This window comes from Psychromonas saccharinae (assembly GCF_051201515.1).
Lineage (GTDB): Bacteria > Pseudomonadota > Gammaproteobacteria > Enterobacterales > Psychromonadaceae > Psychromonas.
Genome location: NZ_CP195153.1, coordinates 1026272 through 1051674, shown reverse-complemented (window position 1 = coordinate 1051674; position 25403 = coordinate 1026272). Strand labels below are relative to the sequence as shown.

Annotated in this window: 27 protein-coding genes and 1 pseudogene; 12 read left to right on the top strand and 16 right to left on the bottom strand. The window is 36.3% G+C overall.

Annotated features, from left to right (window positions below):
* Positions 1 to 136: 136 nt before the first annotated feature.
* The gene (locus ACR30L_RS04735) at positions 137 to 1165 is read right to left on the bottom strand and encodes an endonuclease/exonuclease/phosphatase family protein (protein ID WP_435237868.1); all 1029 of its coding nucleotides are present in this window, start codon (positions 1163 to 1165) and stop codon (positions 137 to 139) included.
* A gap of 257 nt (positions 1166 to 1422) precedes the next feature.
* Here ACR30L_RS04735 and ACR30L_RS04730 point away from each other — a divergent pair, with 257 nt between their 5' ends.
* On the top strand, positions 1423 to 3372 hold the full coding sequence (locus tag ACR30L_RS04730) for an AsmA family protein (RefSeq protein ID WP_435236892.1): 1950 nt from the start codon (positions 1423 to 1425) through the stop codon (positions 3370 to 3372).
* A 78-nt stretch (positions 3373 to 3450) separates the two neighbouring features.
* Here ACR30L_RS04730 and ACR30L_RS04725 read toward each other — a convergent pair whose 3' ends face one another.
* From ACR30L_RS04725 to ACR30L_RS04690, 8 genes and pseudogenes are all read right to left on the bottom strand, one after another.
* The gene (locus tag ACR30L_RS04725; protein WP_435236891.1) at positions 3451 to 3720 is read right to left on the bottom strand and encodes a DUF2999 family protein; all 270 of its coding nucleotides are present in this window, start codon (positions 3718 to 3720) and stop codon (positions 3451 to 3453) included.
* Positions 3721 to 4028: 308 nt separating this feature from the next.
* Positions 4029 to 4481, bottom strand: a complete 453-nt coding sequence (locus ACR30L_RS04720) for a DUF302 domain-containing protein (protein WP_435236890.1) — start codon at positions 4479 to 4481, stop codon at positions 4029 to 4031.
* A gap of 158 nt (positions 4482 to 4639) precedes the next feature.
* Entirely contained in the window at positions 4640 to 4969 is a 330-nt protein-coding gene (locus ACR30L_RS04715; RefSeq protein ID WP_435236889.1) for a hypothetical protein, read from the bottom strand.
* Positions 4970 to 4989: 20 nt separating this feature from the next.
* On the bottom strand, positions 4990 to 5445 hold the full coding sequence (locus tag ACR30L_RS04710; protein WP_435236888.1) for a GNAT family N-acetyltransferase: 456 nt from the start codon (positions 5443 to 5445) through the stop codon (positions 4990 to 4992).
* A 46-nt stretch (positions 5446 to 5491) separates the two neighbouring features.
* Positions 5492 to 5686, bottom strand: coding sequence for a DUF1289 domain-containing protein (locus ACR30L_RS04705; protein ID WP_435236887.1), 195 nt, complete (start codon positions 5684 to 5686; stop codon positions 5492 to 5494).
* A gap of 1 nt (position 5687) precedes the next feature.
* On the bottom strand, positions 5688 to 6173 hold the full coding sequence (locus tag ACR30L_RS04700) for a hypothetical protein (protein WP_435236886.1): 486 nt from the start codon (positions 6171 to 6173) through the stop codon (positions 5688 to 5690).
* Between the two features lie 16 nt (positions 6174 to 6189).
* Positions 6190 to 6726 carry a nucleotidyltransferase family protein gene (locus tag ACR30L_RS04695; protein ID WP_435236885.1) on the bottom strand — a complete coding sequence of 179 codons (537 nt, stop codon included), beginning with the start codon at positions 6724 to 6726 and terminating at the stop codon, positions 6190 to 6192.
* 134 nt (positions 6727 to 6860) lie between these two features.
* Positions 6861 to 7823: pseudogene (locus ACR30L_RS04690) on the bottom strand (trypsin-like peptidase domain-containing protein); the annotation flags it as partial.
* Positions 7824 to 7975: 152 nt separating this feature from the next.
* On the opposite strand from ACR30L_RS04690, the gene ACR30L_RS04685 reads away from it, so the two are divergent.
* Entirely contained in the window at positions 7976 to 8938 is a 963-nt protein-coding gene (locus ACR30L_RS04685) for a CAP domain-containing protein (RefSeq protein ID WP_435236884.1), read from the top strand.
* 171 nt (positions 8939 to 9109) lie between these two features.
* The gene (locus ACR30L_RS04680) at positions 9110 to 9550 is read left to right on the top strand and encodes a YidB family protein (RefSeq protein ID WP_435236883.1); all 441 of its coding nucleotides are present in this window, start codon (positions 9110 to 9112) and stop codon (positions 9548 to 9550) included.
* A gap of 84 nt (positions 9551 to 9634) precedes the next feature.
* Here the strand turns inward: ACR30L_RS04680 and ACR30L_RS04675 are convergent, their stop codons facing one another.
* Positions 9635 to 11896: a peptidase U32 family protein gene (locus tag ACR30L_RS04675; protein WP_435236882.1), complete on the bottom strand. Its 2262-nt coding sequence runs from the start codon at positions 11894 to 11896 to the stop codon at positions 9635 to 9637.
* A 246-nt stretch (positions 11897 to 12142) separates the two neighbouring features.
* Here ACR30L_RS04675 and ACR30L_RS04670 point away from each other — a divergent pair, with 246 nt between their 5' ends.
* On the top strand, positions 12143 to 13645 hold the full coding sequence (locus tag ACR30L_RS04670) for a methyl-accepting chemotaxis protein (RefSeq protein ID WP_435236881.1): 1503 nt from the start codon (positions 12143 to 12145) through the stop codon (positions 13643 to 13645).
* A 67-nt stretch (positions 13646 to 13712) separates the two neighbouring features.
* The gene (locus ACR30L_RS04665) at positions 13713 to 14384 is read left to right on the top strand and encodes a glutathione S-transferase (protein WP_435236880.1); all 672 of its coding nucleotides are present in this window, start codon (positions 13713 to 13715) and stop codon (positions 14382 to 14384) included.
* A 205-nt stretch (positions 14385 to 14589) separates the two neighbouring features.
* Here ACR30L_RS04665 and ACR30L_RS04660 read toward each other — a convergent pair whose 3' ends face one another.
* The 3 genes from ACR30L_RS04660 to ACR30L_RS04650 all read right to left on the bottom strand — a co-directional run bounded on the left by ACR30L_RS04660 (position 14590) and on the right by ACR30L_RS04650 (position 16812).
* Entirely contained in the window at positions 14590 to 15855 is a 1266-nt protein-coding gene (locus ACR30L_RS04660; RefSeq protein WP_435236879.1) for a diguanylate cyclase, read from the bottom strand.
* 222 nt (positions 15856 to 16077) lie between these two features.
* Positions 16078 to 16416: a DUF6677 family protein gene (locus tag ACR30L_RS04655; RefSeq protein ID WP_435236878.1), complete on the bottom strand. Its 339-nt coding sequence runs from the start codon at positions 16414 to 16416 to the stop codon at positions 16078 to 16080.
* Positions 16417 to 16461: 45 nt separating this feature from the next.
* A complete protein-coding gene (locus tag ACR30L_RS04650; protein WP_435236877.1) occupies positions 16462 to 16812 on the bottom strand; it encodes a hypothetical protein in 351 nt (116 codons plus the stop codon).
* Between the two features lie 468 nt (positions 16813 to 17280).
* Between ACR30L_RS04650 and ACR30L_RS04645 the strand changes: the two genes are divergently transcribed.
* Entirely contained in the window at positions 17281 to 18228 is a 948-nt protein-coding gene (locus ACR30L_RS04645) for a hypothetical protein (protein ID WP_435236876.1), read from the top strand.
* A 197-nt stretch (positions 18229 to 18425) separates the two neighbouring features.
* Complete coding sequence (locus ACR30L_RS04640; RefSeq protein WP_435236875.1) at positions 18426 to 19262, top strand: DUF5718 family protein; 837 nt, start codon at positions 18426 to 18428, stop codon at positions 19260 to 19262.
* On the opposite strand, the gene ACR30L_RS04635 is transcribed toward ACR30L_RS04640, so the two are convergent.
* From ACR30L_RS04635 to ACR30L_RS04625, 3 genes are all read right to left on the bottom strand, one after another.
* Positions 19255 to 19740, bottom strand: a complete 486-nt coding sequence (locus ACR30L_RS04635) for a C-GCAxxG-C-C family protein (protein WP_435236874.1) — start codon at positions 19738 to 19740, stop codon at positions 19255 to 19257. The two genes, ACR30L_RS04640 and ACR30L_RS04635, sit on opposite strands and share 8 nt — an antisense overlap.
* A 120-nt stretch (positions 19741 to 19860) precedes the next feature.
* The gene (locus ACR30L_RS04630; protein ID WP_435236873.1) at positions 19861 to 20499 is read right to left on the bottom strand and encodes a LysE family translocator; all 639 of its coding nucleotides are present in this window, start codon (positions 20497 to 20499) and stop codon (positions 19861 to 19863) included.
* A gap of 80 nt (positions 20500 to 20579) precedes the next feature.
* Positions 20580 to 21974 (bottom strand): PLP-dependent aminotransferase family protein, encoded by a 1395-nt coding sequence (locus tag ACR30L_RS04625; protein ID WP_435236872.1) that lies wholly within the window; start codon positions 21972 to 21974, stop codon positions 20580 to 20582.
* Positions 21975 to 22076: 102 nt separating this feature from the next.
* Here ACR30L_RS04625 and ACR30L_RS04620 point away from each other — a divergent pair, with 102 nt between their 5' ends.
* From ACR30L_RS04620 to ACR30L_RS04600, 5 genes are all read left to right on the top strand, one after another.
* Positions 22077 to 22682, top strand: a complete 606-nt coding sequence (locus ACR30L_RS04620) for a LysE family translocator (protein WP_435236871.1) — start codon at positions 22077 to 22079, stop codon at positions 22680 to 22682.
* A 590-nt stretch (positions 22683 to 23272) separates the two neighbouring features.
* Positions 23273 to 23905 carry an ABC transporter permease gene (locus tag ACR30L_RS04615; protein ID WP_435236870.1) on the top strand — a complete coding sequence of 211 codons (633 nt, stop codon included), beginning with the start codon at positions 23273 to 23275 and terminating at the stop codon, positions 23903 to 23905.
* Positions 23906 to 23914: 9 nt separating this feature from the next.
* A complete protein-coding gene (locus ACR30L_RS04610; RefSeq protein ID WP_435236869.1) occupies positions 23915 to 24262 on the top strand; it encodes an ABC transporter permease subunit in 348 nt (115 codons plus the stop codon).
* A gap of 9 nt (positions 24263 to 24271) precedes the next feature.
* Positions 24272 to 24613, top strand: coding sequence for a hypothetical protein (locus tag ACR30L_RS04605; protein ID WP_435236868.1), 342 nt, complete (start codon positions 24272 to 24274; stop codon positions 24611 to 24613).
* Positions 24614 to 24703: 90 nt separating this feature from the next.
* Positions 24704 to 25261 (top strand): ABC transporter permease, encoded by a 558-nt coding sequence (locus tag ACR30L_RS04600; protein WP_435236867.1) that lies wholly within the window; start codon positions 24704 to 24706, stop codon positions 25259 to 25261.
* The last annotated feature ends 142 nt before the right edge of the window (positions 25262 to 25403 follow it).

The following is a 25403-nucleotide window of genomic DNA, read 5'->3' as shown; positions in this document are numbered from 1 at the left end:
TGGTTTAGTTTGAGGCGAAAGTTGATGTAAATGGTTGTTCCCTTTAACGAAACTTTCAACAAAGAAATAAACTATTTTAACCAGCAAAATAGAGCAGCTAATTATTACGATTGGTATTAACCCGAATTGAAGTTAACTAGCTTCGAAGCGTTAACGTAACCAAGACAATACCGTGATCGGTGCTTTCGCCATCACGGTCAAATATCGGATTAATTAAATGCCGATCATAGGTCTGATAGTCACTCACTTCGAAGATATTTGATTGACTACGTGCATCAAACTCATTAGACAATAGAATATAGTCAAGCACAGAGCTGTTTTGCCCGAAGTAATGCGTTGGCTTTCTCTCACTATCATCAATATCACCTCCAACGACTTGATAAAGATCCCAGGCATCCTTTAACAAATACTTATCGAGAAAAGCATCGCGATCTATCTGAGAAACAAAGCGTAATGAATCCGTTAATAAATGCGATAATACACCATCTGACAAGGTATTATTAAAATCCCCCATTAACATCATCGGCAAACCACTTTTTTGACGACGCGCGATCATATTCAGCATCAATAACGTTGCTTCTGATCCTCGTTGAATGGTCGATCCCCATCCACCGGCAATTTGTGCTTTTAGCTTACCCACAATATTTTCTTCAGCAGAAATGGTTGGATTATCTTCAAAATCAATCATTGAGCGTTTAGATTTAAAATGCACAACATAACAATCACACTCACCAATATGTGGTAAGTCAATCGTCGCACGTAATACGTTACGGCTAAAACTAAAATCATGACGTAAACCAATTGCATCCACGACAGCTAAGTCTGGCTCGGGAGAATCAACATTAACAATGGGATATCGCGATGCGATGGCGACCACAGGATGACGAAATATAAATTCATCAATAATTTCAGGCTGATCAACCACGGCAAAATGTACATAGCCTTCCTGAGCCACTAAATTTTGTAAAGATTCGGGACTAAATACTTCTTGAAAAGCAATAATGTCGGGTTGAAATTCGCGCAGATAATCGCGGATCCACAATTGTTTTTTTTGCCATTGTTCAACACTATAAATACGGTCAAAATCATAAAATGCAAAGGGAGGTTCGAGATAATTAAACAAATTAAATGTAGCTATTTTTACCTGAGAGTGAGGAATTTGCATTTTAGTTTCAGGCATAGGCTGTGTATCTGCTAACAAATTAAGTTACTCATTTATACCCGTTACCAATCAAGATGCGTTTATCAGCATCTTGAATGGTAACGGGTATATAAACAATAATATTTTATAACAGGTTAACCTGCTAGCATAAAAGATCAAGTGTTCTTATTAGATTGGTACTGAGCAATAAACCAATTATACTTGAGTAACGTATACCTTTGTTAATTCAAGATACAACACTGCAATTTAAGGAAAATAGAATGAAATTGTTTATTAAATTATTTATAGCTCTCATTGCATTACTTCTCGTGGCCGTTGTCGCACTGGCTATTTTTATTGACCCTAATGACTATAAAGAACAAATTCAAACAAAAGTAAAACAAGCCATAAACCGTGATCTATTAATTACGGGTGATATCAGCTGGTCATTTTATCCTAAAATTGGCTTTGATTTTGGGGAACTCGAATTAAACAACCTAGCAGGTTTCGAACAAAAACATCTACTCAAAATCCAAAATGCATCCGTTGGCATTGCTCTTTTACCGCTATTTCAGGGCGAAGTACAAGTTGGCGAACTGGCTATTGATGGTTTAGTTGTAAATTTAATTACCAATAAAGATGGCAGCAGTAATCTGGATAATTTATTTCCCGTTGAAAGTGATAAAAGCAACAGTATTGATAGCAATGCAAAAAATAAAACAACACAAGTTTATCAGGACGCGGATTCCGCTTTTGACATCAGTAAGATTAAATTAGCTGGTATTAATATCGAAAACGTACAAATTGAAATGCAGGATTTGCAAGTTAATTCAATTACAAAAGCAGAAATTAAACACATCAAACTCGGTGAATTTACACCAGGAGAAAAGACCCGTCTGTCGATAATAACAGACCTGCTTGTTGCAGAGTTAACAGGCCATGTTGAACTAACAGCAGACGTTACCGTTGCAACAGACCTGAACTCAGTTCAAATTAATGACCTTAATATACAAACCGAATTTATCGGTGATGCTTTACCTCAAGGCAAAATTAACAGCACCATTACCAGTAATGTTAATTACAATCTAACAACAAGCACGGCTAATATTAACGACTTTATGTTACAAGTCGGGGATATTAATTTAGCCGGCACGTTATCAGCTCAAACAGCAGAAAAAACTAAGGTACGTTTCGATTTACAGGGGAATAAATGGGATCTCACTCCTTTTTTATCTGAACAAACAGCAACGGCCGAAACAGAAAATACGTCTACATCAGATACCGCTCAATCGAGCTCACAGCCCGAACAAGAGCCCGATTTAAGTTTTCTTAATAGCTTAGATGTTAAAGGTTCATTAGCAATTGCAGGAATCACCGCCGACAAAATTAATATTGGTAACATAAACACGGATATCATTATTAATAATGGTAAAGCGGCATTACAACCATTAACCGTTGCACTGTATGAAGGATTACTAACAGTCAATGGGGAAGTAAGCGATGCAAAAGGACGTAATAACTATCAAATAACAAGTACATTAAAAGATCTCCAAATATATCCACTACTTGTCGATGCAGCGCAAGTTGACTTGATTAGCGGGACAACCGCATTCAATATTTCAGCAAAGGGTAATGGTTTAACCAGCAGTAAAATAAAATCAGGATTAGTCGCCAATGGTGACTTTACCCTCTTAGATGGTGAGTTATATGGCATTAATATTCCTCAGCGAATACGCGCAATGAAAGCAACGCTAACAGGTCAAGCAGCACCAACTGAGACTGATATTAAAAAGACTGACTTTGCTTCTCTAACAGGGGAATTTACTATTAATAATGGTATTTTCAACAACACAAAATTATTAATGTTGTCCCCCGTGCTTCGACTTGATGGCAAGGGTAACGCCAACCTTTTACAGGAAACTCTTGATTATGGATTAAGTGTAACACCTTTATCTAACAGTGATGCTGATACCGATTTAGCAGATCTAAGCGGTATTACTATTCCATTAGCAATTAAAGGCACTTTCACCGAACCTAAATTCTCACTTGATACAGAAGGCGCATTAAAAGAAAAAGCCAAAGCAAGAATTGAAGAGGAGAAGCAAAAAGTAGAAGCCAAAATTGATGAAGAAAAGCAAAAATTGCAGGAAAAAGCACAGGAAAAAATTGATGAAAAAAGTGAAGAACTAGAAGATAAATTAAAAAGTAAACTCAATAAATTATTCAATTAAACATTAAATAATACTATTTGATATTAACGGTTGCCCTTCTCAATAGAGAAATGGCAACACGTTGATTTTATTATCAAATCACGAGTCTAATGTTTGGCTTTCTTGCAATTTAGCTTTAGCAGCTTCTACCTTAGAAAAATCTAACTGTAATTCTTCTACTGCTTGTTTAATCAACTCAGGGTTGGTCATTACCGACATCATTAATAATTTTAACTCCTCTTCTGGAATACCAAGGCTTTGAATAGTCCCCATGGCAGCCAACGGGTTATCGGTTAATGCTTGAAAAACTTCAGCAATTTTCTGATCATTAACGTTATTATCTTTAAGGGTTTGAATAATTGGATTCATTTTTTGGTCTCTTGGTTATTAGTCAATTTCTAATTTTATTATCGCCTGACAATATACTTAGTAGCAATACGAATAATAGAAAAATACCGTTGATTCTGTTGAAAAAGAATTGAATAGCAATGGTAATAATTAGCTATTGGGATTGAAAACGACAAAACAAGCAATCATTTTAACAGACAAAATTTATCAGATAATTATGCAGATTGGCATTGTGCATAAAAAAGAGAATAATAAAATCACCGTGAATCAGTACGTTAGTACGATTGACACTGACTTATTATTCTCTATCGATAACGTGATGCACATTATTATTTTGTTGCAGCAGCCTTTGTCATCCCTGCCAAGGCATTACCTATTTTAGTAACCAGTTCATCACAATTAGCAATTTCATGTCTTTTTTGCAGATACTTAGGGTCATTGTATGAAATCCACGTTTGTTGATCTTTGTCTTCCCAAATTAATGCTTTTTGTGGAAGATCAATCGCAACACTTAATTCACACTTCATCAATGGACTGCCGACCTTTGGGTTCCCAAATAAAATCAGTTCAGTTTCAGGCAGCTCAATACCTACTTTTTGAGCCGATGCAGAATGCGCTATACGATTGAAAATAGTCATCCCTTTTTCCTGTAGAACATGTTCTAGTCGGTCGCCCGTTTCTTTCACACCATAGGCACTTTTAACATCAATTAAACCTTCAGCAGCAAAAGTAGGGGCAGCTATCGTTAGTGCAGCTAGCGTAGCAAGTATTAACTTTTTCATTTTTTCTCCTAGTCCATGTTGTATCAAAGTAGAACTAACCGGCAATATGCAAGTCATCCACACTTGTTAACTCAATGTTAAACAAAAAATCAAATTGATTACACCAAACTTAATCGCCCATAGCAAGAATTAACTGTTTAAATAACAAACACATGAGCCTATGTAAATGCGATAAAATGCGATTCCATTATTTTCAAGACCTCTTCTTTGGTTAGTTTATTTAAAACATATTCACTTGATGAATGAATATCTCCGGCTTTATTTCCTAATGCAACCCCAATAGAATCAGGCTTATTATCTTCAAGTAAAAAAACTATTTTTTTATCTAGCGTAATACAGTCGATGGTAATGGCGTCGGCTTTCATGCCCTGCTTACGTAACGCCTGATCAATAATGCCCATAACCGGATCGAGTTTTTTATGTTTGCCATAAAATAAATCACTACCTTCAGCAACGATTTCAGATATTTTTTTTAACGAATCTTTCATTAATTACTCTTTAGTTGAACTTAACAAGTTGCAGGTTTTATCATATCAAGATGTAAAATCCCATCTTCATCGTAAGGTTCACTAACCGTCTCAAAACCAAGCGACTGATAGAATTTTTGTAAATAAACTTGGGCGCCTATTTTAATGCCCATTTTTGGATATTGCTGTTCTGTAAATCGAATCGCTTCATTCATTAACTCGCGCCCGATATTTTTACTTCTAAATTGTTCAATAACCATAACTCGACCAATAGAAGGTTGTTTATATTTTATCCCCGGTTCAACCACACGAACATAAGCAGCAAATTGATCATCTATTGTCATTTCTAAATGCCAAGAAACAGGATCCATTTCATCGGTTTCTTGATAAATACATTGCTGCTCAACAACAAAAATAGATTCTCGAGCTTTGGCTATCCTATACCACTGAAGACCGCTTAACTCATCGAGGCGCGACCATTTAACAGACAATTTCATGGCGAATCATTTCCTAAAATACCTATAGTTTTTGACCCTATGGTCGTTATTGTTGATTTGCTTCTCGCTCACGTTTACGAAATTCACAGTTAGAAATAATTAACTGTTTATCTTGTTCTGGCGATTTAACCCAATTAAGAATTTCATTTAATGTTCGATAACAACCTAAGCAAACATCATTACCATCTAAACAACAACTTCGGACACAAGGTGATTCCGTTTTTACAACTACTTTTTCCATTTTAATTATCCTTACTACAATCTGATATCTCAGCAATATCAATCAGATCAACCTCTCTACCCAATATCGATTTATATTTAATCAATGTATCTTTGGGCATAACAGGCACTTCCAAATTGTGATAAAAACCGATAACTGAATCTGAAAAAACAATGGTTTGATCTACCCATTGTTGAGATGTTTTATCCCATATTTTAGCGCCGGGTGATAACCCAATTTCAATTTTTTGTTGCTGATAAATAAGTTGAAAATATTCTAAATTCCAAGCCCCTTCAACATATTGCTTAAGTGGCTTTGATATATAGGGTTCAACACGATTTAGTAGTGTATCTGCATCTGATTGCCGAATATATAAATCAATATCTGCAATTGGGCGTTTGCCTCCATGAATATAAGCAGCCATTCCACCAACAATCTGATAAGAAATACCTTCATTTTCTAAAATAGACATTATCCAATATAATGCTTTATCGACCTTTTCTGCCATCACTATTTGCCTTAGCTTAAGATGAAATAATTAATTTTGGCCAATGTAATAACCAATCTTTTGATTGAATACGCCCTTCAAAAATATTGCGTTCTCGCTTAAGATTATGTGTTATCTCAAGGTTAAATAAGGACTCAAATCCAAATGCAGAGACACACTCATAGTGCCCGTGACTTATTTTCCTGATAGCGACAGCGGTTTCCTTTTCTGGCCAATAACGCATCGCATCTAAACAACTTAAATAAGGAGCATCACCATTACGATGATGCATTTTAGCTTGATTACGTACTTGCCACTTCATCGTCGGCATCATCGAATTCAACATGGCTTCATATTCAACGTGTCTATCATCCTTCTGCTCGAAGGGGTCATAGTAAATAACATCAATATCATTCAAAGGCGTTGATGATGTCTTACGATGAAGATAATCCCAAACTAAATTACGCAAAAAACCAGCAGCTAAATAACACTGAGGTAAATCAAGTTGAAAAACACAATCAAGTGCAGCAAGCCTCAAGTCATCTTGCTTAATTAGCGCAATGATTTTATCCATTATTGCGTACCGGCAACGCGATACACTTCATTAGCAAATTCATTTTCGACAAAAGAAATAGGTATCGCATACCCAAATAGCTCAGTGCCAAGTTTACCACCAGCATTAATTACAGCAGTATTTACACCGACAACATGCCCCTCTGGCGTAATCAAAGGTCCACCACTATTACCTGGTAATATTTGTGTATCGGTAACGATATTTCCTTTTTCTTGTCCTGTAATAATCCCCTTTGTAATGTAATCATTAAAACCTAAGGGACTCCCAATCGCATAAACATCCATGGCTTGAATATAATCTGTTTCGTTTTTCAGAAAGGGAGTTTTATATTTATCTGTCAATTGCAATAAAGCTAAATCAACATCACGACTAAGTTTGACTAAACGCGCCTCCAATTGAGTACCGTCCTTTAAAATAACATTAAATTTATTGGTATTTTCAGACACTAATGTTTTTTGCTTTAATTGATAAAACTTACGACTAGCTTGTTTATATTTACGAGTATTCGTATCAAGTTCGGTTTGTCGTTTATTATATTGTTTGTAGTAATAATCGTAGGTTTTCTGCATATTCGGTTTATCCGAGTCACTTGCAGAAACAATAAGCTGCTTATAATTGCTCAATTTCTTTTTATATTGACCGATTTCTAGTTTTTTTTGAGATAAATATTCAGACATTTCAGCTAATTGTTGTTCAGTTTCTTTTTGTTGCTGTCGCCATTGCTCACTGCTTATATGACGAACTACATGTTTATTTGTAATAATATGTCCATGATCACTAATAAAAAAACCAGAGCCAGTCCCTATTGGCGTCTCTATTTTCACAACGGACATACTCGCTTTTTCAATCTCATTATTAGGTTTTATTAAGTCCGTTAAGTACACTAATAAATCTTGATTTATCTTTGCATTAAACCGTTCAGACTCTGTTTTAGTCGTATCTACAACGAGCAATTCAGCACCAGACTCTTCCATTGGCTGCTTATCTGAAAAGTGCCATGATCCATTTTCATCCTGGTATTTGTATATTTCTGCGCTCACATCATTAACGATAGACGAAAGAAGTAAGATCAATAGGGGGAGAACAAGTTGAGCCATGTCATTATTCCAATATGTAATTATTTAAAGACTTTAACTTTTATGCGGGATTAACTCAACTTGAAGCCACTCGCAATTGCTACTTAGTCTTTAGATTGTTATGCTGCCGCTAACTTTGTCTATTTTTAGTAAAATAAAAAGGAAGTATTTGTATGCGCACTTATTCAATGGCACTCTTTTGTTTCTTCACTCTTATTGGGTGTGGTAGTAGTTCATCTGAAGGTGACAACACTAATAACGACACCGAAATAACACTCAGTGACGATAGCACTTCCGATACAACTGACGATGAAACAACTACCAATGAAGATAGCAACACCGATACAGCGGACGATGAAACAACCTCCGATGAAGATAGCACCGCTGATACAGCAGACAATGAAACAACCTCCGATGAAGATAGCAACACCGATACAGCCGACGATGAAACAACCTCCGATGAAGATAGCAATACTGATACAGCAGACGATGAAATAACCACCGATGAAGATAGCAACACCGATACAACAGACGATGAAATAACCACCGATGAAGATAGCAACACCGATACTACGGACGATGAAGCAACCACCGATGAATATAGCAACACCGATACTACGGACGATGAAGCAACCACCGATGAAGATAGCAGTAGCGATGCAGCGGACGATGAAACAACTAGCAATGAAGAAATAGACTACAGCTTACTTAGTTGTGAAAGTGACTTAACCAGTGTCTTAACCTTAATTAATGAAAAACGAACAACACAACAGACCTGTGGCGATCAAACAATGCCAGCGGTTGATGAAGTTACCTGGAATGACGCACTCACTTTAGCAGCACAATCACACTCTGAAAGCATGGCAAATTTCGACTATTTTGACCATACAGGTATTGATGACAGTACCGTTGGCACACGCGTAACAGATCAAGGTTATTCCTGGTCCTATGTATCGGAAAATATTGCAGCAGGACAAACAACAGCGCAGAATGTGGTAGATGCGTGGATGGGGAGCGATGGTCACTGCAAAAATATTATGAGTGAAAATGTGACCGAAATGGGCCTTGCATGTGCATCAAATAGTGGCTCTACATACAATTACTATTGGACACAAGTATTTGCTAAACCGCGTTAGTAGCCTGAAATTTAGCGTTGCTTAAGTCTCAAATAACCATTTTTTATATAAATAGAAATATTGAAAATAAGAGCCACATCACAACTGGACTAATTTTCTACATTTTTTTGACCTATAAGCTATTATTAATTCGAATTTATTCACAATAGTATCATCAAATAGGAGTTGAGTATGGATATGGGAAGTCTTTTAAAAATGGGTGCAACGGCATTTATGAACAGTAACATGAGTGGCGAAGCAGGCAGTGGACTGAATATAGAAACAATTGTTAGCGCTTTATCTAACCTTATTGGTGAAAATGCCGAAGGTGGATTAGATATCGCAGGGTTACTCAGTAATATGCAAGGTGGCGGCATGGCAGCAATGGCTTCATCATTTCTTGGTGGTGGCGACAACGCAGAAATGAGCCTAACCAGCATTATGGATTTATTTGGTTCAGACAAAATTGCAAGTTTTGCCTCTGAACTTGGCTTAAGCGAAACAGAAGCGGCTGGCGGTTTAACCGAAGCCATTCCTCAAATGATCGACCAAGCAAGTGATGGTGGTTCTTTATTAGAATCCGTTGGAGGACTTGGTGGTGCTTTAGGTATGGCGGGTAAATTATTCGGTTAATCATCACGCACTAAAAACATCAATAGAACGCCAAGCATGTTCAATGCTTGGCGTTTTTTATTATCCGTTAATAATTAGCGATCATTACAAACCATTAATATATTGACTATGGGTTGAAGCAGACACCATATTATTCAGCGCAACTTTTTCCTGTTCATTACCCTTTAATAATTGAGTGAAATGACTAATCAGTTCTTTTTTATCCGGTGACTCTCTGTCTCCTGCACCAATATTAGTTAAATCAATTAAAAAGCCATCAAATAAATGACTTAAATCCTTCACAATATCCATATTCAAAAACTGCTCTTGATTATAAATACTCGGATAGCCTGCTTTTTGTTTATCAATATTAAAAGAAACATCTTTAAGGTTCGTAATCGTTGTCGATTTATCACAAGAAAGCATACAACCATTGTCAATACGTGGCTTTTCACACCCCACACTTTGTTGGAAAAAGCACTGTCTGCTGGTCATTAATAAAATAGGATGATAAATACTGTAAAACAGCTTAAAGTTTTCAGGACGCTTAATATGTTGAATCTGTCCTTTATTTATCTCATTTGAAATAAAAGCCCCACTGCAATCAAAGGTCTCTTTTAATGCCATTAAAGCATAGGAATTAGTTGTATTTAAAAATGGCCCTGCAATCCATTTTATTCCTAATTGATGGGCTTCATAGGCAATCCCAGTGTTATTCGTTACGATAATTTCTGGTTTTACCTGTTTTAAAATATTAACCGCCACATCGTAATCTTTACCAATCAATACGGCCGGAAACCAAGGGATTAAACGCGGGTTGTGATTTAAAAAATCGATGTATTTCGTGCAACCACGTTTATAAGCATCGGGCAATTTGAAATAAATATCGGCGTCCGTAAATTCGACTAAATCAATATCCGTTTGATCACAAATGAGTAATGATAAGCGAGGTGATTGTTCCCGCTCCTTTGGAAAATGTTCAAGGGCCGGTAACTGCACTTCTGGTAGCACCTTTTGACCATCATTTAAAAATGTAGTGACTTGTTTTTTTAATGCCGTTAATTCTTTAAAAGGAATTGATAAACCGTCATCTAACTCAGACGTCGTTAATGATAATAAATCGAACTCAGCATTATTAATGCTCTTGAAACGTTTTTCAATGGCGGCCTGATCAATACTGAATTTATCACTTTGACCTAACAAACTTGTCGACTTAAAAGTGAAACGGTTTTGTCCTTCTGTTAAATCATCGCGCGTAACCGTTAATAGCAACGGGCTACCAGCTTGGCCTGAAAAACTCAGCGTTAATCCAATTTTATTGATCGTTAAATATGCAATTTTATCGTGAACAGAGGCTTCAATCTCACTCTTTTCTTCCTGTAAGTGTTGCTCTACTTCTTGAATTTGGACGATTGAAATAGCGTTACTTTTATCAATAACATGATTTTTAGAATTATCACGCGGGTTATCAATAAACATCGACTGGTTTAAATCACCGCGTAGAAATGCATTTGAAAAATCGCGATTAAATACTTTATATAACCGTTCGCCATCTTGTGTTAATTCGCCGGTTTCAACAAACCCATCGATCTGTTTACGAAAGCTATCAATCACCGTATGTACATAACTTGCGCCTTTAATTCGCCCCTCGACTTTAAAGGAATCAACCCCCGCTTCAATTAAAGCAGGTAGATCGAAAAAAGCTGAATTATCTTTGATATTTAAGGGAAAATTATGGCCAGATGGCGTCGTTTGGTACTCTTCTCGACAGGCTTGACTACAACGACCACGGTTTCCAGAATTACCCGCGCTTGCCGATGTTGAATAACATAAACCTGAAAAAGCAACACATAGAGAACCGTGCACAAAAACTTCAGTTAATACGTCATTCTCATGACTAACAGCAGTAATTTGAGTGATCTCTCTTAAGCTCAGTTCTCGCGATAAATTAACACGAGATGCCCCTAATTTTTTCAAAAATGGTATTTGCCCTACGTTATGAGTTGTCATTTGTGTAGAAGCGTGGATATCCAGAGTAGGAAAATGTTTTTTAATCAAATTAAACATACCAATATCTTGGACAATAATCCCATCTACCTTGGTATTAGCGAGCTTACTTAATAACTTAGCAAGCGATTTAAACTCACGCTCTAGCATAACAATATTTAACGTTAAAAATATTTGGCAATCATATTGATGTGCTAAACGAATCAGTGCGACTAATTGCTCAAAGGAAATATTAGCAGCTCGGTTACGCGCATTAAAGGTATCTAATCCACAATACACAGCATCGGCGCCAGCGATAATGGCCGCTTTAATCGCATCAACATCACCACCGGGGGCTAATAATTCTATTTTCTGATTCATGGGGAACAACTTATTTAGGTTAAAAATTTAAAGACGGTGATTTTACCTATATTGAATGGATCAATACAATTAAATTTACTCGACCAAATAATCAAGTATTGAAAATGATCTATAATTATTATGTGAATTTTTAAGTCAATACAACTTAAAAATATTATTATTTTATAAAAATCGACACCTAAAAACTCACCAATAACAAACTATTTAAAAACCAATTTTTAGATACCCCAAAATAATGGATCGAATATGCCAATATCAAAAATAAAACAACGCACATTGAACAACGATTTATTTACCTATCGATTTTTACTTGCACAAGCTCCTATTTTATTAATCAGTGGAGTAATAGGAGAAAAACTCTTTTCTTTTACCTTAGTCTCTGCTGTTATTTTACTAATAGCAACCCAGTTAAGTTATAGCTTATTCAAAGGGAAACTCATTTTTTCTATTTTAGCTGGAATATTAATGATGCTAGTCTCATCAGCAATGATACAAAGTCAACTCGGTATGACTGAAATGCATTTCCATATATTTGCTTCGATGGTTATTTTCCTAATCTATCAAAAATGGCAACCAATTATTGCAGCATTATTAACAACAGCTATTTATCACGTTAGTTTTATGTATATTCAAATGGCCAATGTTTATCTTGGTGATATGCCAATTATGTTATTTTCTGGCCATCACAGTATGGCAGTAATGTTTGTTCATTGTGCTTTTGCGGCTGCGGAAGCGGCTATTTTAATCTATATGGCATGGGTCATGACAAAAGAATCATCAGCTAACATTAAAATTGCCAATGTGGTTGAACAAGTTTCAAATAGTAATGATCTCTCCATAAGAGTAGAAAACCCCGTATCAAATGCGGAAATTTCACTAAATCAATTATTAGATCAGTTATCTACACTTTTCGCTGATTATCGTAATATCGCAACTATTTTAGTCAATACAAGCAAGCAAATAAATAAAATTAGTGCACAGGCCAACACGAATGTTGAATCAAGCACGATCCGCTCACAAGACGCCGCCAACACATCAACAGAAGTTTCTCAATCAATGAAAATTGTTGCAGAAAACAGTGCCCAATCGGTAGACTTTGTTAAGGCAATAGAAAAAGCGACAATAACAGATAGCGATCAAGCTTTAATTATAATGAAAGATATGGAATTGCTTTCTGACGAAATCACTTCGGTATCAGAATCTTTAACAGCATTAACCGCTGATGTAGATGCAATCACGCAATTATTGCAATCTATTCGAAGTATTTCTGAGCAGACAAACTTACTCGCACTTAATGCTGCAATTGAAGCAGCAAGAGCAGGAGAGACTGGTCGTGGATTTGCTGTTGTCGCAGATGAAGTGAGAACACTAGCACTTCGCTCTAGTCAATCGACAGATGAAATCGAAAAAGTACTAACAAACCTTAATTCGAGCTTAGATACAACCGTCAAATCGATGGAATCAGGTCAACAAAAAACCACCATTAGCGTAGAACATACATTAAAAATTTCGAAAGAATTATTAAACCGCGCCAAGGATGTTTCTACTATTACGGCATCCAGTCAAAACATAGCAGAAGATACCATTAATCAAGAACAACTGATTGCTTCTATTAACGAAAAAACAAATCAGAATGCAGAGGCAATCCAATTATTAGCAAAACTAATGACAGATCTAACCCAAAGCAGCAAAAACATTCATAATGTCACTAAAGAATATGAGACAAAAGCAAACTTATTCAAAATTTAAATACTGAATTAAGGCTTAAATATAAAAAATTCCTCCCTTAATCGCTCAAGCTAGGTTTAGACATTGTATGACTATGACGCACAATCAAAATTCATCTATTCCTAACTTATATTCATTAAGGCGTTGCCCCTATGCGATGCGTGCTCGATTGGCCATTTTAAAATCAGATACCCCTGTTATTCTTCGCAATATTACCTTGTCTAATAAACCACCAGAGATGCTCACAGTTTCCCCTAAAGGAACCGTACCAGTTCTCGTTATATCACCTGAATTAATAATTGAAGAAAGTTTAGAGATAATGCTTTGGGTATTAGCACAACAGGATCCTAATAATTTATTACAAATTGAATCCCCGCATTTATTATTACAGATGTTTCAATTAATCAGCCGATTTGATGATGAATTTATTAAATGCTTAACGCAATATAAATGTGCAAGTCGTTACCGAGAAGAGAACATTGAACAAAAAAGACAGGATTGCGAGGTGTACTTAGCAATACTTGAAAGGAGGTTAAATCAACACCATTTTTTAATATCTGATCAGGAAAGTTTAGCCGACATTGCCCTTTTCCCTTTTATTCGCCAGATCGCCAAGGTCGAACGACAATGGTATTTACAATCTCCGTATCCAAAACTTAGAGCTTGGCTTAATCGTTATTTACAAAGCGCTGAATTCACTAAAGTAATGGTTAACCCACCCTTCTGGGAAAAAACTCAATCCGCATTCATTTTTACCTAAAAACATTAATTTCAATAAAATGCGAACAAACAGAATCTTAGCCCCCACCACAAATGACTCTGAAATAAAATCGTTAAATCAACTTAACCGGTGACATTATAAATAAGGCAATACTTAATAAATATCTATTCTTAGCATATAGAATTCAAGCGCTAAGGGCTCTATATCTCTTAATTGATACTAGATAAATATCCAAAGAGCATTCTTATTTTATTAAGACTACTTGATTGCGTCCCTCATGTTTAGCTTGGTATAAACCTTGGTCAGCCCTTTTCAAGGCATCTTTTAAATTATCAATACGACTGGTGTGAACACCAATACTCACGGTCATTTGTAATATGTCACCATTATCTAGCGTGAAACAATGCTCTGCGATTAATTCACGTAACCCATCTAATAAATCAAAGGATTCCTGTTCTGTAATATCAGATAAAACAAGGCAAAACTCCTCACCACCATACCGCGAAACAATATGTGGTGCGTGAAACTGATTCAGTAAAATAGATCCAAGCTTAAACAGTACCTTATCCCCAATATCATGGCCATGCTCATCATTGACATGCTTGAAAAAATCCACATCGAGTAATGCAACAGCGACACTTGTTTCTTTTTCATGGCTCGCATCAATCAACGCTTTCCCCTGTTCGAACAAATATCGACGGTTGTATAACCCAGTTAAATGGTCCTTGGTCGCTAAGTACTTTAACTCTCTAATGTGCTCAAGCAGTTCCATATTCTGATTAATACGACAGAAAAATTCCTCTTCTAAAAAAGGTTTAGTAATAAAATCACTTCCACCTAGTTTTAGGAAATGTGCTGACAGTTTATTATTACCAAAAACAGACATACCAATAATTGCAACCTCTTGACTGCTATAAGTGGTACGAATCTTTTTAGTTAACTCTAAGCCGTCCATATTAGGCATATAAAAATCAGTTAAAACTAAGTGAATATTATTGGCTTCCAACACAGATAAAGCTTCTATCCCATCACTCGCTTCATACACATTGAACTGATAAATAAGCAGGAGGTGTTTAATATATGAACGAGCGCTTGATGAGTCATCTACAACTAAAACATTAAGGTTTTGATTTCTATCTAGTTGCTTTAATAAAGACACCATATATTCAACATTACTCGGCCCCTCTTTTAAAACGTAATCAACAATGCCGCGCTTATAAATTTTTTTACGGAAGTTTTCATCGAGCTTCCCAGTAAAAACAACCGATGTAATATCATGTTCAAGCACATAATCAATCACTTCTCCATTAGGCGCATCGGGTAAATTAACATCTAATAGACCAGCAAAAAACTGATACTTATTTTCACTCAGAATGGCTTTTAATTCGGCAAAACTTTCAGCAATTACGACTTTAAAATGCTCAACGCTTTCAATACTGCGTTTTAAGATACGACTAAACATCTGGCTGTCTTCTACAACCAAAATATATTTATCTGATTTTTGTTCCATTACTTAACCTTTAGGTAAGAGCGATTATTCTATGCCACTATTTTTACTTAGCCTCGTCAATCCAAAACGCTGAGCGGCCCAATAACGAGAATGTACTTTTCCCCCGTCATCAAACTGATTGTGGTAACCGCTATTTTAGTACAATAACGGAATCATACTTATAAAAGTATCGTACTAGCGTATAGCATTCACCTGAATATTTACTATCAGAAAACGATATTGCTAAGATAGGGCAATTTTGCCAAGTCGGTATGAATCAATAATTGATAGAGCCCATATAACCAATAATAGAGACATTTGAACATTTAGTGAATGCACACTGTTCGCCATCACTCCCGAAATATTCTGACTTACAGAGGTCACATCCAAGGGGATCTGTCCGGACACCATTTGATCTACAATTTGTTGTGCTTTAACAAGAACCGCTTTAATAATAAAATAAAAAGAAAAACAAAAAGCCGCAAAAAATAATGCAGCAGTCTTGCTTTTTTTAAGAAAAAAATGCCCCGCACCAGGACAGACAAATGCAGATAATAAGGCGGCTTTAATTGCTTTATTCATAGCCATTCCTAAAAAATAACATAATGTAATTTACACATTCTTAGTTTACTTTTGTTCCAATTTTTTTATGTTTCTTAATTGTTGAATCGTTTCAATACCAATTAATCCCATAAATAACCCGGCGCCAAATAAAACAGGCTCAAATTTACCATCGGACATTGGTTGGATCATTGCGTATAAAGCGATCAAAAAACCAAGACATAAAATAAATCCCGTAAAATAAGCCACATATTTAGCCAATGCGCCACCTTTTTGAGCAAGAGCCAATGCAGTCAACACATAGGCAATTGAAAATATCAACGCACTTGCAGGAGCACTCCCCTGTAAGAAAGTCACCACACCAACCACGGCAAAAACAGCAAATAACACGGTTAAAATACTTCGAATAATAGACACCATTTTCTCCCTGACGTTTAATTTATTTAGTTATATTAGATAATACCAATTCCGCTAATTACCGACTTACTTAACCTCTGTTCTGGATAACAGAAGCGAAATAAAACTAAGTATTAATCACTTAAAAATATATCATACAGTACTGTATCGTTTAGCTTATCCAGAGTTGAGGTTATTTATACTTATTAAAATAGATGCTAACTTCGCTATTAATTTTGCAATTATAACAAATAGTTACTGCAATCAACGCCTTGCGCATCTATTTTCCCTACGCCTAAATAAAACATTTAATTAACGGGAGCTGGTATAACAATGAGAATAATACAGGTAAAACAAAAGAAAAAGAGTATAAAATATTGTTTTTGCAGCATTAAAGTTACACACTTAACAATTATTATAGTTGCTCCCCCTATAAAAAAGTAAAGAACAGTACTGTATCGTTTAGCTTATCCAGAATTGAGGTTATTTATGAAACATAAGCTTTTGATAAGCGCATTTTTAACATTATTACCCCTTACGTGGGTCGCGTCATGCACTATTCTGGACGAACAAGCTCTTACTTCAAGTAAATTAACGACAGGTTTTATTACCAGTAATGAAATCAGCGAAGCCAGTGGCATTGCTGTATCACAGACCAATCCAAGTATCATTTGGATTAACAATGATAGTGGTAATACCGCATCGCTTTATGCCGTAAATGATCAAGGAAAACATATTGCAACTCTAAAAATTTCAGGGGTGATTAATTACGATTGGGAAGATTTAGCGAACTTTAATTATCAAGGAAATAACTATTTACTCATTGCAGATACGGGTGATAATTTTTTAGAAAGGAAAGATTATCGATTACATATAATTAAAGAACCTAAAATAAACACACAATCAAATACCATCGAAACCTTGACCGTCAAACCACAATGGAGCATAACCTTTTCCTATCCAGATAAACCTAAAGATGTTGAATCTGTCGCTATTGATACGGTTAATAAGCAAATATTATTACTCACTAAAAGAGACTTTCCGCACCAACTTTACGCCTTACCTTTAGTACCAGAAAAGACACAATCAACAATCATTGCCGATCACCTTGGTGAAATATCAGATTTTCCAGCCCCACTAAAATCTCGTCTAGGGATTATTGATATAATGAATTATTCCAATATGCCAACGGCGATGGATATGACTTCCGATGATAGGATGGCCGTGATTTTGACCTATTCAAGTGCCTATTTATATTCCAAAAAGCCCAGTGAAAGTTGGTTACACGCCTTTAATATCAAACCTAAACGTATCGATTTTCCGACTTTAACACAAGGCGAAGCCATTGGATTTAGCCCTCAAGGTAAATATCTGTATATCACCTCAGAAAAAACACCGGCACCAATATTAAAAATCGATGTCAGTCAATATCAGTAATTCATCGTCAACTTAATTTCGCCGCGAGCATAATCAATAAGATAAAAAGATTGGACATAGACGTTACAACATCAAGAATTACCCCAAATTGTAATATCGATGTTATTGAAATTAATCAAAATGTAATATATGTTAATTCACACAAAGGTGAATGCTAATTGAAGCACTCAAATATAATCACAGGATAGGGATAAATAATGTCTAAGTATAAAAATGTTGTAGGGCTAGGTATTGCAGGTAATTTTGCACTTCATTTATCACAGGCAGGTGAACTAGAAGAATTTAAAGATATCATCACCGACGATGAATCTGCACCTAAAGGCCTATTCCCCTTTTATCTTCCCTCCTCCACCACTCAAGCTAAAGAAATTCTCAGTACTTATCCGCTTTCTTCAGATACGATTCGACTCCCAAAAAAAGCCGTAAACGTACAAGCAGAACCTGAAGTTGGGCTTATTTGCGCACTAGAATATAGTGATGGCAAACTATCCAAAATTACGCCTACACATTTTGGTGCCTACAATGACTGTTCAATTCGTGTTGCTGGTGCAAAAAAAATCAGTGACAAGAAAAACTGGGGGGCTGAATCAAAAGGCTTCTCAAGTACTTTAATCGACATTGATAAATTCGAACAGGGGGGGATTATGGATAGTTATTCTATTTGTAGTTTCCTTCGACGTGATGGCGATATTAGCGCTTACGGCGAAGATGTTGAATTAAATGGTTACAGCTATTTTTATAATAAATTAACTGATTGGATGTTAAATCAAGTATTAACACAGAAAGATATTGGCCCACTAGAGCCTGTTAATACCTATATTAACGCTTGTGGGAACCCACAGGAAGCGATTATCAGCATTGGTGCAACACGTTATACGGAATACGGTGAAACAACATTCTTACAACCAAAGGATGAAATCCTCGTGGTACTTTACGACAGAAATCATTATTCAATCGATGCTGTTACTGAAAAATTACAAGCTAAACAATACGATAATGAAAATATGAGTGTATTAGCACAAAATATTATTTAATTTCCGTATTATTTTTAAACAGGATCTCGGTTGCTATCTCCGCAGCCTTACCTGTAAATTCCGTACAACGCAGGGCAAGTTTATGCTCTATAAATTGCAATTTCCCTGCCGACGTACTGATATCACAACCTAATAAAACCTGACAATCTCGCGAACCAAATTGCAACTCAAACCGATTAATAAGTTCCTGTGTCGCTGCATAACAGTTTTCAACTGAATCATAACGATCTAAACGTCCTAACCCTAAACTGATCCCCATCATAGCCCCAGTTAACGCCCCGCAAGTTCCACATGTACGAGACATTCCACTACAAAATGCAGTGGCCGCTTTAGGTAAAAGATCGCTTTCAATCCCCTGCACTTTTGCGAGTGCGATGACCACACTCTCGGCACAAAGAAGTCCCGATGAAAAAGCCGTTTCAGCTAACATTTTGGCTTCAATAATCTGTTCGGGTTTAATGCCAAGATTATTACTCATTTGAATGCAACACGTTATTTACCCCGCCCCATAGTTTAGAATTTGTCACTAACACCTCCACCATGCCAGTCTGACATTTATACCATTCAAAATGTATTTTTCCTTTAAATTATAACCTTTTTATACACTACGATTGCTTAATAACACGCCGCATCCAAAGGCAATAAAAGCACTATTAGAGACTTTAGAAAAAATTTGCTTCGTTTTTAACCCCGAACATTTCTTATTTATATTCTTGGCAATGTATGAATAAAGTAAATGCACTAACGTCACGATCAAACAAATAGTGAAAAACATCACGGTGAATTGTTCCCCCACAGGAGACGTCGTCGATAAAAACTGTGGTAAAAACGCAGACAGAAAAATCACTGTTTTAGGGTTACTAGCAGAGACTAAAAAAGCTTCTTTAGCAACTTGAGAATATGAAAATGAATCTATCGCACCACGATATTCAACACGGCTATGCTCAACGCTATCTTTTTTAAGTAACCCCGTTATACCTAGATAAATCAGGTAGGCGCCACCAATTAATTTTAACACTAAAAACAAAACGGGAGACTTTGCTAATACTCCGCCAGCACCCCAAGCAACGAGAAAAATAATAATTAGCTGACAAATAAGGTTACATAATATGGTCATCGCTGCAGCACGATAACCATATTTAATCGCATTTTTAATGACCAATAAAACATTTGGACCAGGAGATAACGTGATGAGCAAATACGCAATAAAAAATAATATCCAAGTTTCACTATTCACAATACAATCCTTGATGACAGATAATTAATCTCTCCAGATTACTAGAATGATCGTTAATATAAAATAAAAATCACAAAATATTAAATAACGATATCCTGCTGATTATTAAAATTGGCAAAAGCCTCCTCTAACTTACCTAATCCCGCATCAAATTCAGACCGAGTATTAAAACCGCCTAATGATACCCGTAAGCCATTAACCACCTGTTGTGATGAAGATAAATGACAGAACAAATCCGCTGTTCTTACTTTAATATTGTGAGAGGCGCAAAAACCACTGAACTGATTCATATTAATTTCAGGCGGCAAAACCAACCAAACATTCAAACCACCGTTCCTAATTTCAAGCCCATATTTTTCAGCAAAATGACTAAATGCATTTTGCCTATAGCGCATTTCATTAGCCAAAAGTGTTTGATTATATTTAAAATTCTCTTTGGTTAGAAAACGACAAGCCACTTCAATGGTCATTGTTGAAACCATCCAACATTGACTGTGAATACTTAAATTAAAGGCGTGTTGATATTGCTTGGGCGTAAAAGCATAGGCAACGCGCAATCCACCTGCTACATACTTAGACAAACTAGACAGATAAAAAATACGATCCGGTGCTTGCTGCTGTAATGGAACTCGCCAATGTTCTGGCAGACAGTAATTAACATCATCTTCGATAATATAAAAATCATATTGATGACTTAATTGGATCAGCGCCGCCAACATTTGTTTTGAATATTGTACATTGGTTGGATTTTGCATATTAGGGGTGATATACAAGGCCTTAGGCTTAAACTGCTGACAATAACCTTCCAATACCGTTAAATCTAAGCCTTCCGATGTAATGGGTACCGACAATGGATTGAGTTTAGTCGCATCCACCGCACGAAAAAAACCGGGATAAGCCATTGCTTCATGCATTACATAATCATGTTCGTTCGTCAGTATTTGCAAGCACGTATAAATCCCCTGCTGTGCCCCTTGAGTAAATATAATATCATCGCACTTAATATTAATTTTTTTATTAGCCAACCAATCAACAAAGACTTGTTTATGTTTTTGTACTCCCTGCGGCGCATATGTCATTAATTGTTCAACGGCTTCTATATCTTCAGACAATTCACCTAATGCCTGCTTTACTAAATTTTGTTGGCCAAACATGGGTTGCATACTTGAAGCAAAATCATACTCCTTGATAGAAAATGGTTTTACTGCTGCGCTTGGCAAATTGACGTAGGTCCCCGCCCCAAGCTTTGCAGTGACCAAGTTCATTTTCTCAAGTAAATCGTAGCCCCTTGTTACAGTGCCGTGAGTAACACCAAGTTCATCCGCTAACCATCGTTGTGCTGGCAGCTTTTGTTGATCGGATAATTCCCCAGATAGAATCGCTTGCTCAATTAATTCTGCAACTGCTTTGTATTTTGGTTGTTTAGAACATGCCAAATCAAAATCGTTTTTATTAATATTTAAAATTGTATTCATAACAATATATAAATTGCCCATTTAAATTTTATGTGAGAATCTAAATACATACAATACAACCTAAATTGTATCAATACAATAATTAATTTTTGGAGAATTGCAATGAATCATGCTCTATTAGAAATAGCCCCTGCTATTGTACTTTTTTGTTTAATAACGACATTCACGCCGGGACCTAATAATATTTTACTCACTCATTCCGCCGCTAATTTTGGCATCAAGAAAACATTGCCACATGTGTTAGGAATTCGTATTGGTATGACTTTACTACATATAACTATTTTACTTGGATTAGGAGAATTATTTAAACATTGGCCTTATTTGCATCTCGTTTTTACCTATACAGCAGCGACCTATATTCTGTATATGTCAGCAAAGATAGCCTTTGCCAAACCTCGTCAGGGCAGCACAGTATTAAAACCAATGAACGTGTTACAGGCAGCATCATTTCAGATTATCAACCCTAAATCATGGGCAAGCCTCATTACGATCAGCTCCGCATTTACCTTGTCTGGTGATTTATTTTGGCCTTCGGCAATATTAGGTCTATTGATGTTCAACCTAGCAACTTTACCAGGTACATTCATGTGGTTAACCATTGGTAAATTAGTTGCCAAAAAACTACAAGATCCTAATTTTCATCGTTATTTTAACCTTATTATGGGAACATTATTACTTTCAACCATTCCTATGATCTTACTCTCGTAAATAACTTTCATTTCGCGACACATTGAAATAAATACGAACGTGCAACTCAATAAGATTTCGTTTTATCACTGTTTTCATCAAGATAATAAATTTAAGATAGGCTATAACATATATTCATCGTTATTTTATGATGACGAAGCAGAAAATAAACCTATTCAGTCATTATTGTACAGCTTAAAATTGTGATAAAACGACCCCCTAGTTAGCTCCGTAAGTAAGTATAAAAATGAGTAACTAAAAGTAATATCCACACCATGATTAAGCCTATTTTATTAAAATATTACAAATAAATATGTTACCAGTAACTATTTTTTCATCTACCTAGCCCACAAATAATTAGAAACCTCACTTCAAAACTACGACTTAGCTCAAAATACTTAATGAGTCGCATATACATTTTTATAGCCCAACACTAATACTAACTATCAGATAGTGATCAAATCAGACAATTAAATGAGCAATATTTATACAAAACAATTATCCGAAAAATGTTTTTTTATACGCTAACTTGTATCTAAAAAAAGAGATAAGTCGCAAAACACTTGGCAGGTAACACTGCACTTTTTACAAAGATTCATTAAGGAGGTTCCATGCTGCAATATATATTGCGACGTTTTCTGGTATCCATACCAACACTGATAATCATATCAATCGTTTCATTTATTCTTATCCAGCTACCACCTGGCGACTTTGTTGATGCCTACATTTCAGAACGAATGATCATTGATGGATCAATTACCGATGTTGATGCACTTCGTGCAAGTATCCAAGCAGAGTTAGGTATTAGTGACAGTATGATTGTGAATTACTTTCAATGGATAAGTGGTTTTCCACATGGGGATTTTGGTTATTCATTCCAACATCAAAAACCCGTTAGTGACCTTATCTGGGGTAAATTAGGACTGACTTTTTTAATTACATTCGTCACGCTTATATTCACCTTGGTCACGACATTTTTTACTGGAATCATCTCGGCAATGAGGCCGTATACCGTATTTGACTATGTAGTAAGCTTTTTTGGATTCCTCGGCTTAGCAGTACCAAACTTCCTACTCGCATTATTGCTCATGTACTTTTCTCTCGAATGGTTCGGACAACCTTTCTCTGGATTATTCTCCCCCGAATACATCAATGCTGCCTGGGATATGGACAAATTATACGATGCGCTTAGCCACATCTGGATCCCAGTCATTGTGGTGGGAACAGCGGGTACAGCCAGTTAAATCCGTATTATGCGCGCAACCATGATGGATGAATTGCATAAACCTTACGTCGATACAGCACGTTCAAAAGGGTTGCCGACCTACAAAGTTATTCTTAAATACCCTGTTCGACATGCGGTAACGCCCCTTGCATCGACCATTGGGTGGCAACTGCCTAATTTAGTCTCTGGCAGTGCGATTGTCGCAATTGTACTTAGCTTACCAACAACAGGTCCTTATTTATTACAGGCGCTCCAAGGTCAATATATGTATTTAGCAGGGACTTTCCTGATGATGTTAGCTGTACTCACGATAATCGGTACGTTGCTATCAGACATTATTCTTGCGTTGCTAGATCCACGTATTCGTCTTTCTTAAGGAATTACCATGACATCTAAAACCTATAATGAGCCGGATAGCTTAGCTGAAAATTTAGAAGAGCTAGATACAACCAGTGAAGTTGCCTATGCATCTAAGAAACGTTTGATGTGGCTTAGATTTAAACAACACAAGGTTGCCCTATTCAGCGCAATAATGATCGCCATATTTTACTTCGTCGCCATTTTTGCTCACTTTTTTAGTGTGCAAGATATCAATACATTCAGTGCAAAGTATTCCTACGTAGCACCGACTGAAATTCACTGGTTTGATAAAGAAGGCAATTTCACGCGTCCCTATGTGAACAATATTACACGTAAAATAAATATGGAGACGCTGGAGTATGAATAATCCACAGGTGACGAAGCCTACCCGATTCAATTCTTTTTCCGCAGCTATGAATACACATTCCTCGGAATAATTAAAACGGATCTTCATCTAATGGGGGTTGATGAACGAGCGCCTTTATTCTTAATGGGCTCAGATAAACTCGGAAGAGATATCTACAGTAAAGTATTACATGGCGCCAGAATTTCACTGTCAATCGGCTTAGTTGGGGTATTTCTAAGCTTAATATTTGGCACCATATTAGGCGGTATTTCCGGTTTTTATGGGGGTCGAACAGACACATTAATTCAACGGTTAATTGAAGTACTGATGTCATTCCCATCTATTCCATTATGGATGGCACTGGCGGCATCACTACCACCCTCATGGTCTCCATTAGTTGTCTACTTCATGATTACATTAATTTTATCATTGATTGGCTGGACAGGTATAGGCCGTGTCGTACGCGGTATTGTGATGCGTTTGAAAGAAGAAAAATATACCGAAGCAGCAATACTCTCGGGGGCAAGCAATTCATACATTATTCGTAAACATTTAATACCAGGTGCAACGAGCTTCATTATCGCACAGGCAACCTTAAGTATCCCAGCGATGATCATTGCGGAAACCTCTTTAAGCTTTTTAGGCATAGGACTACGCCCCCCGTTGTAAGTTGGGGCGTATTACTACAGGAAGCGCAGAGTATCACCGTTATTGCTAACAACCCTTGGGTGCTTTATCCCGCATTATTCGTGATTGCAATTGTACTGTTTTTCAACTTCCTTGGTGACGGTCTACGTGACGCCGCTGACCC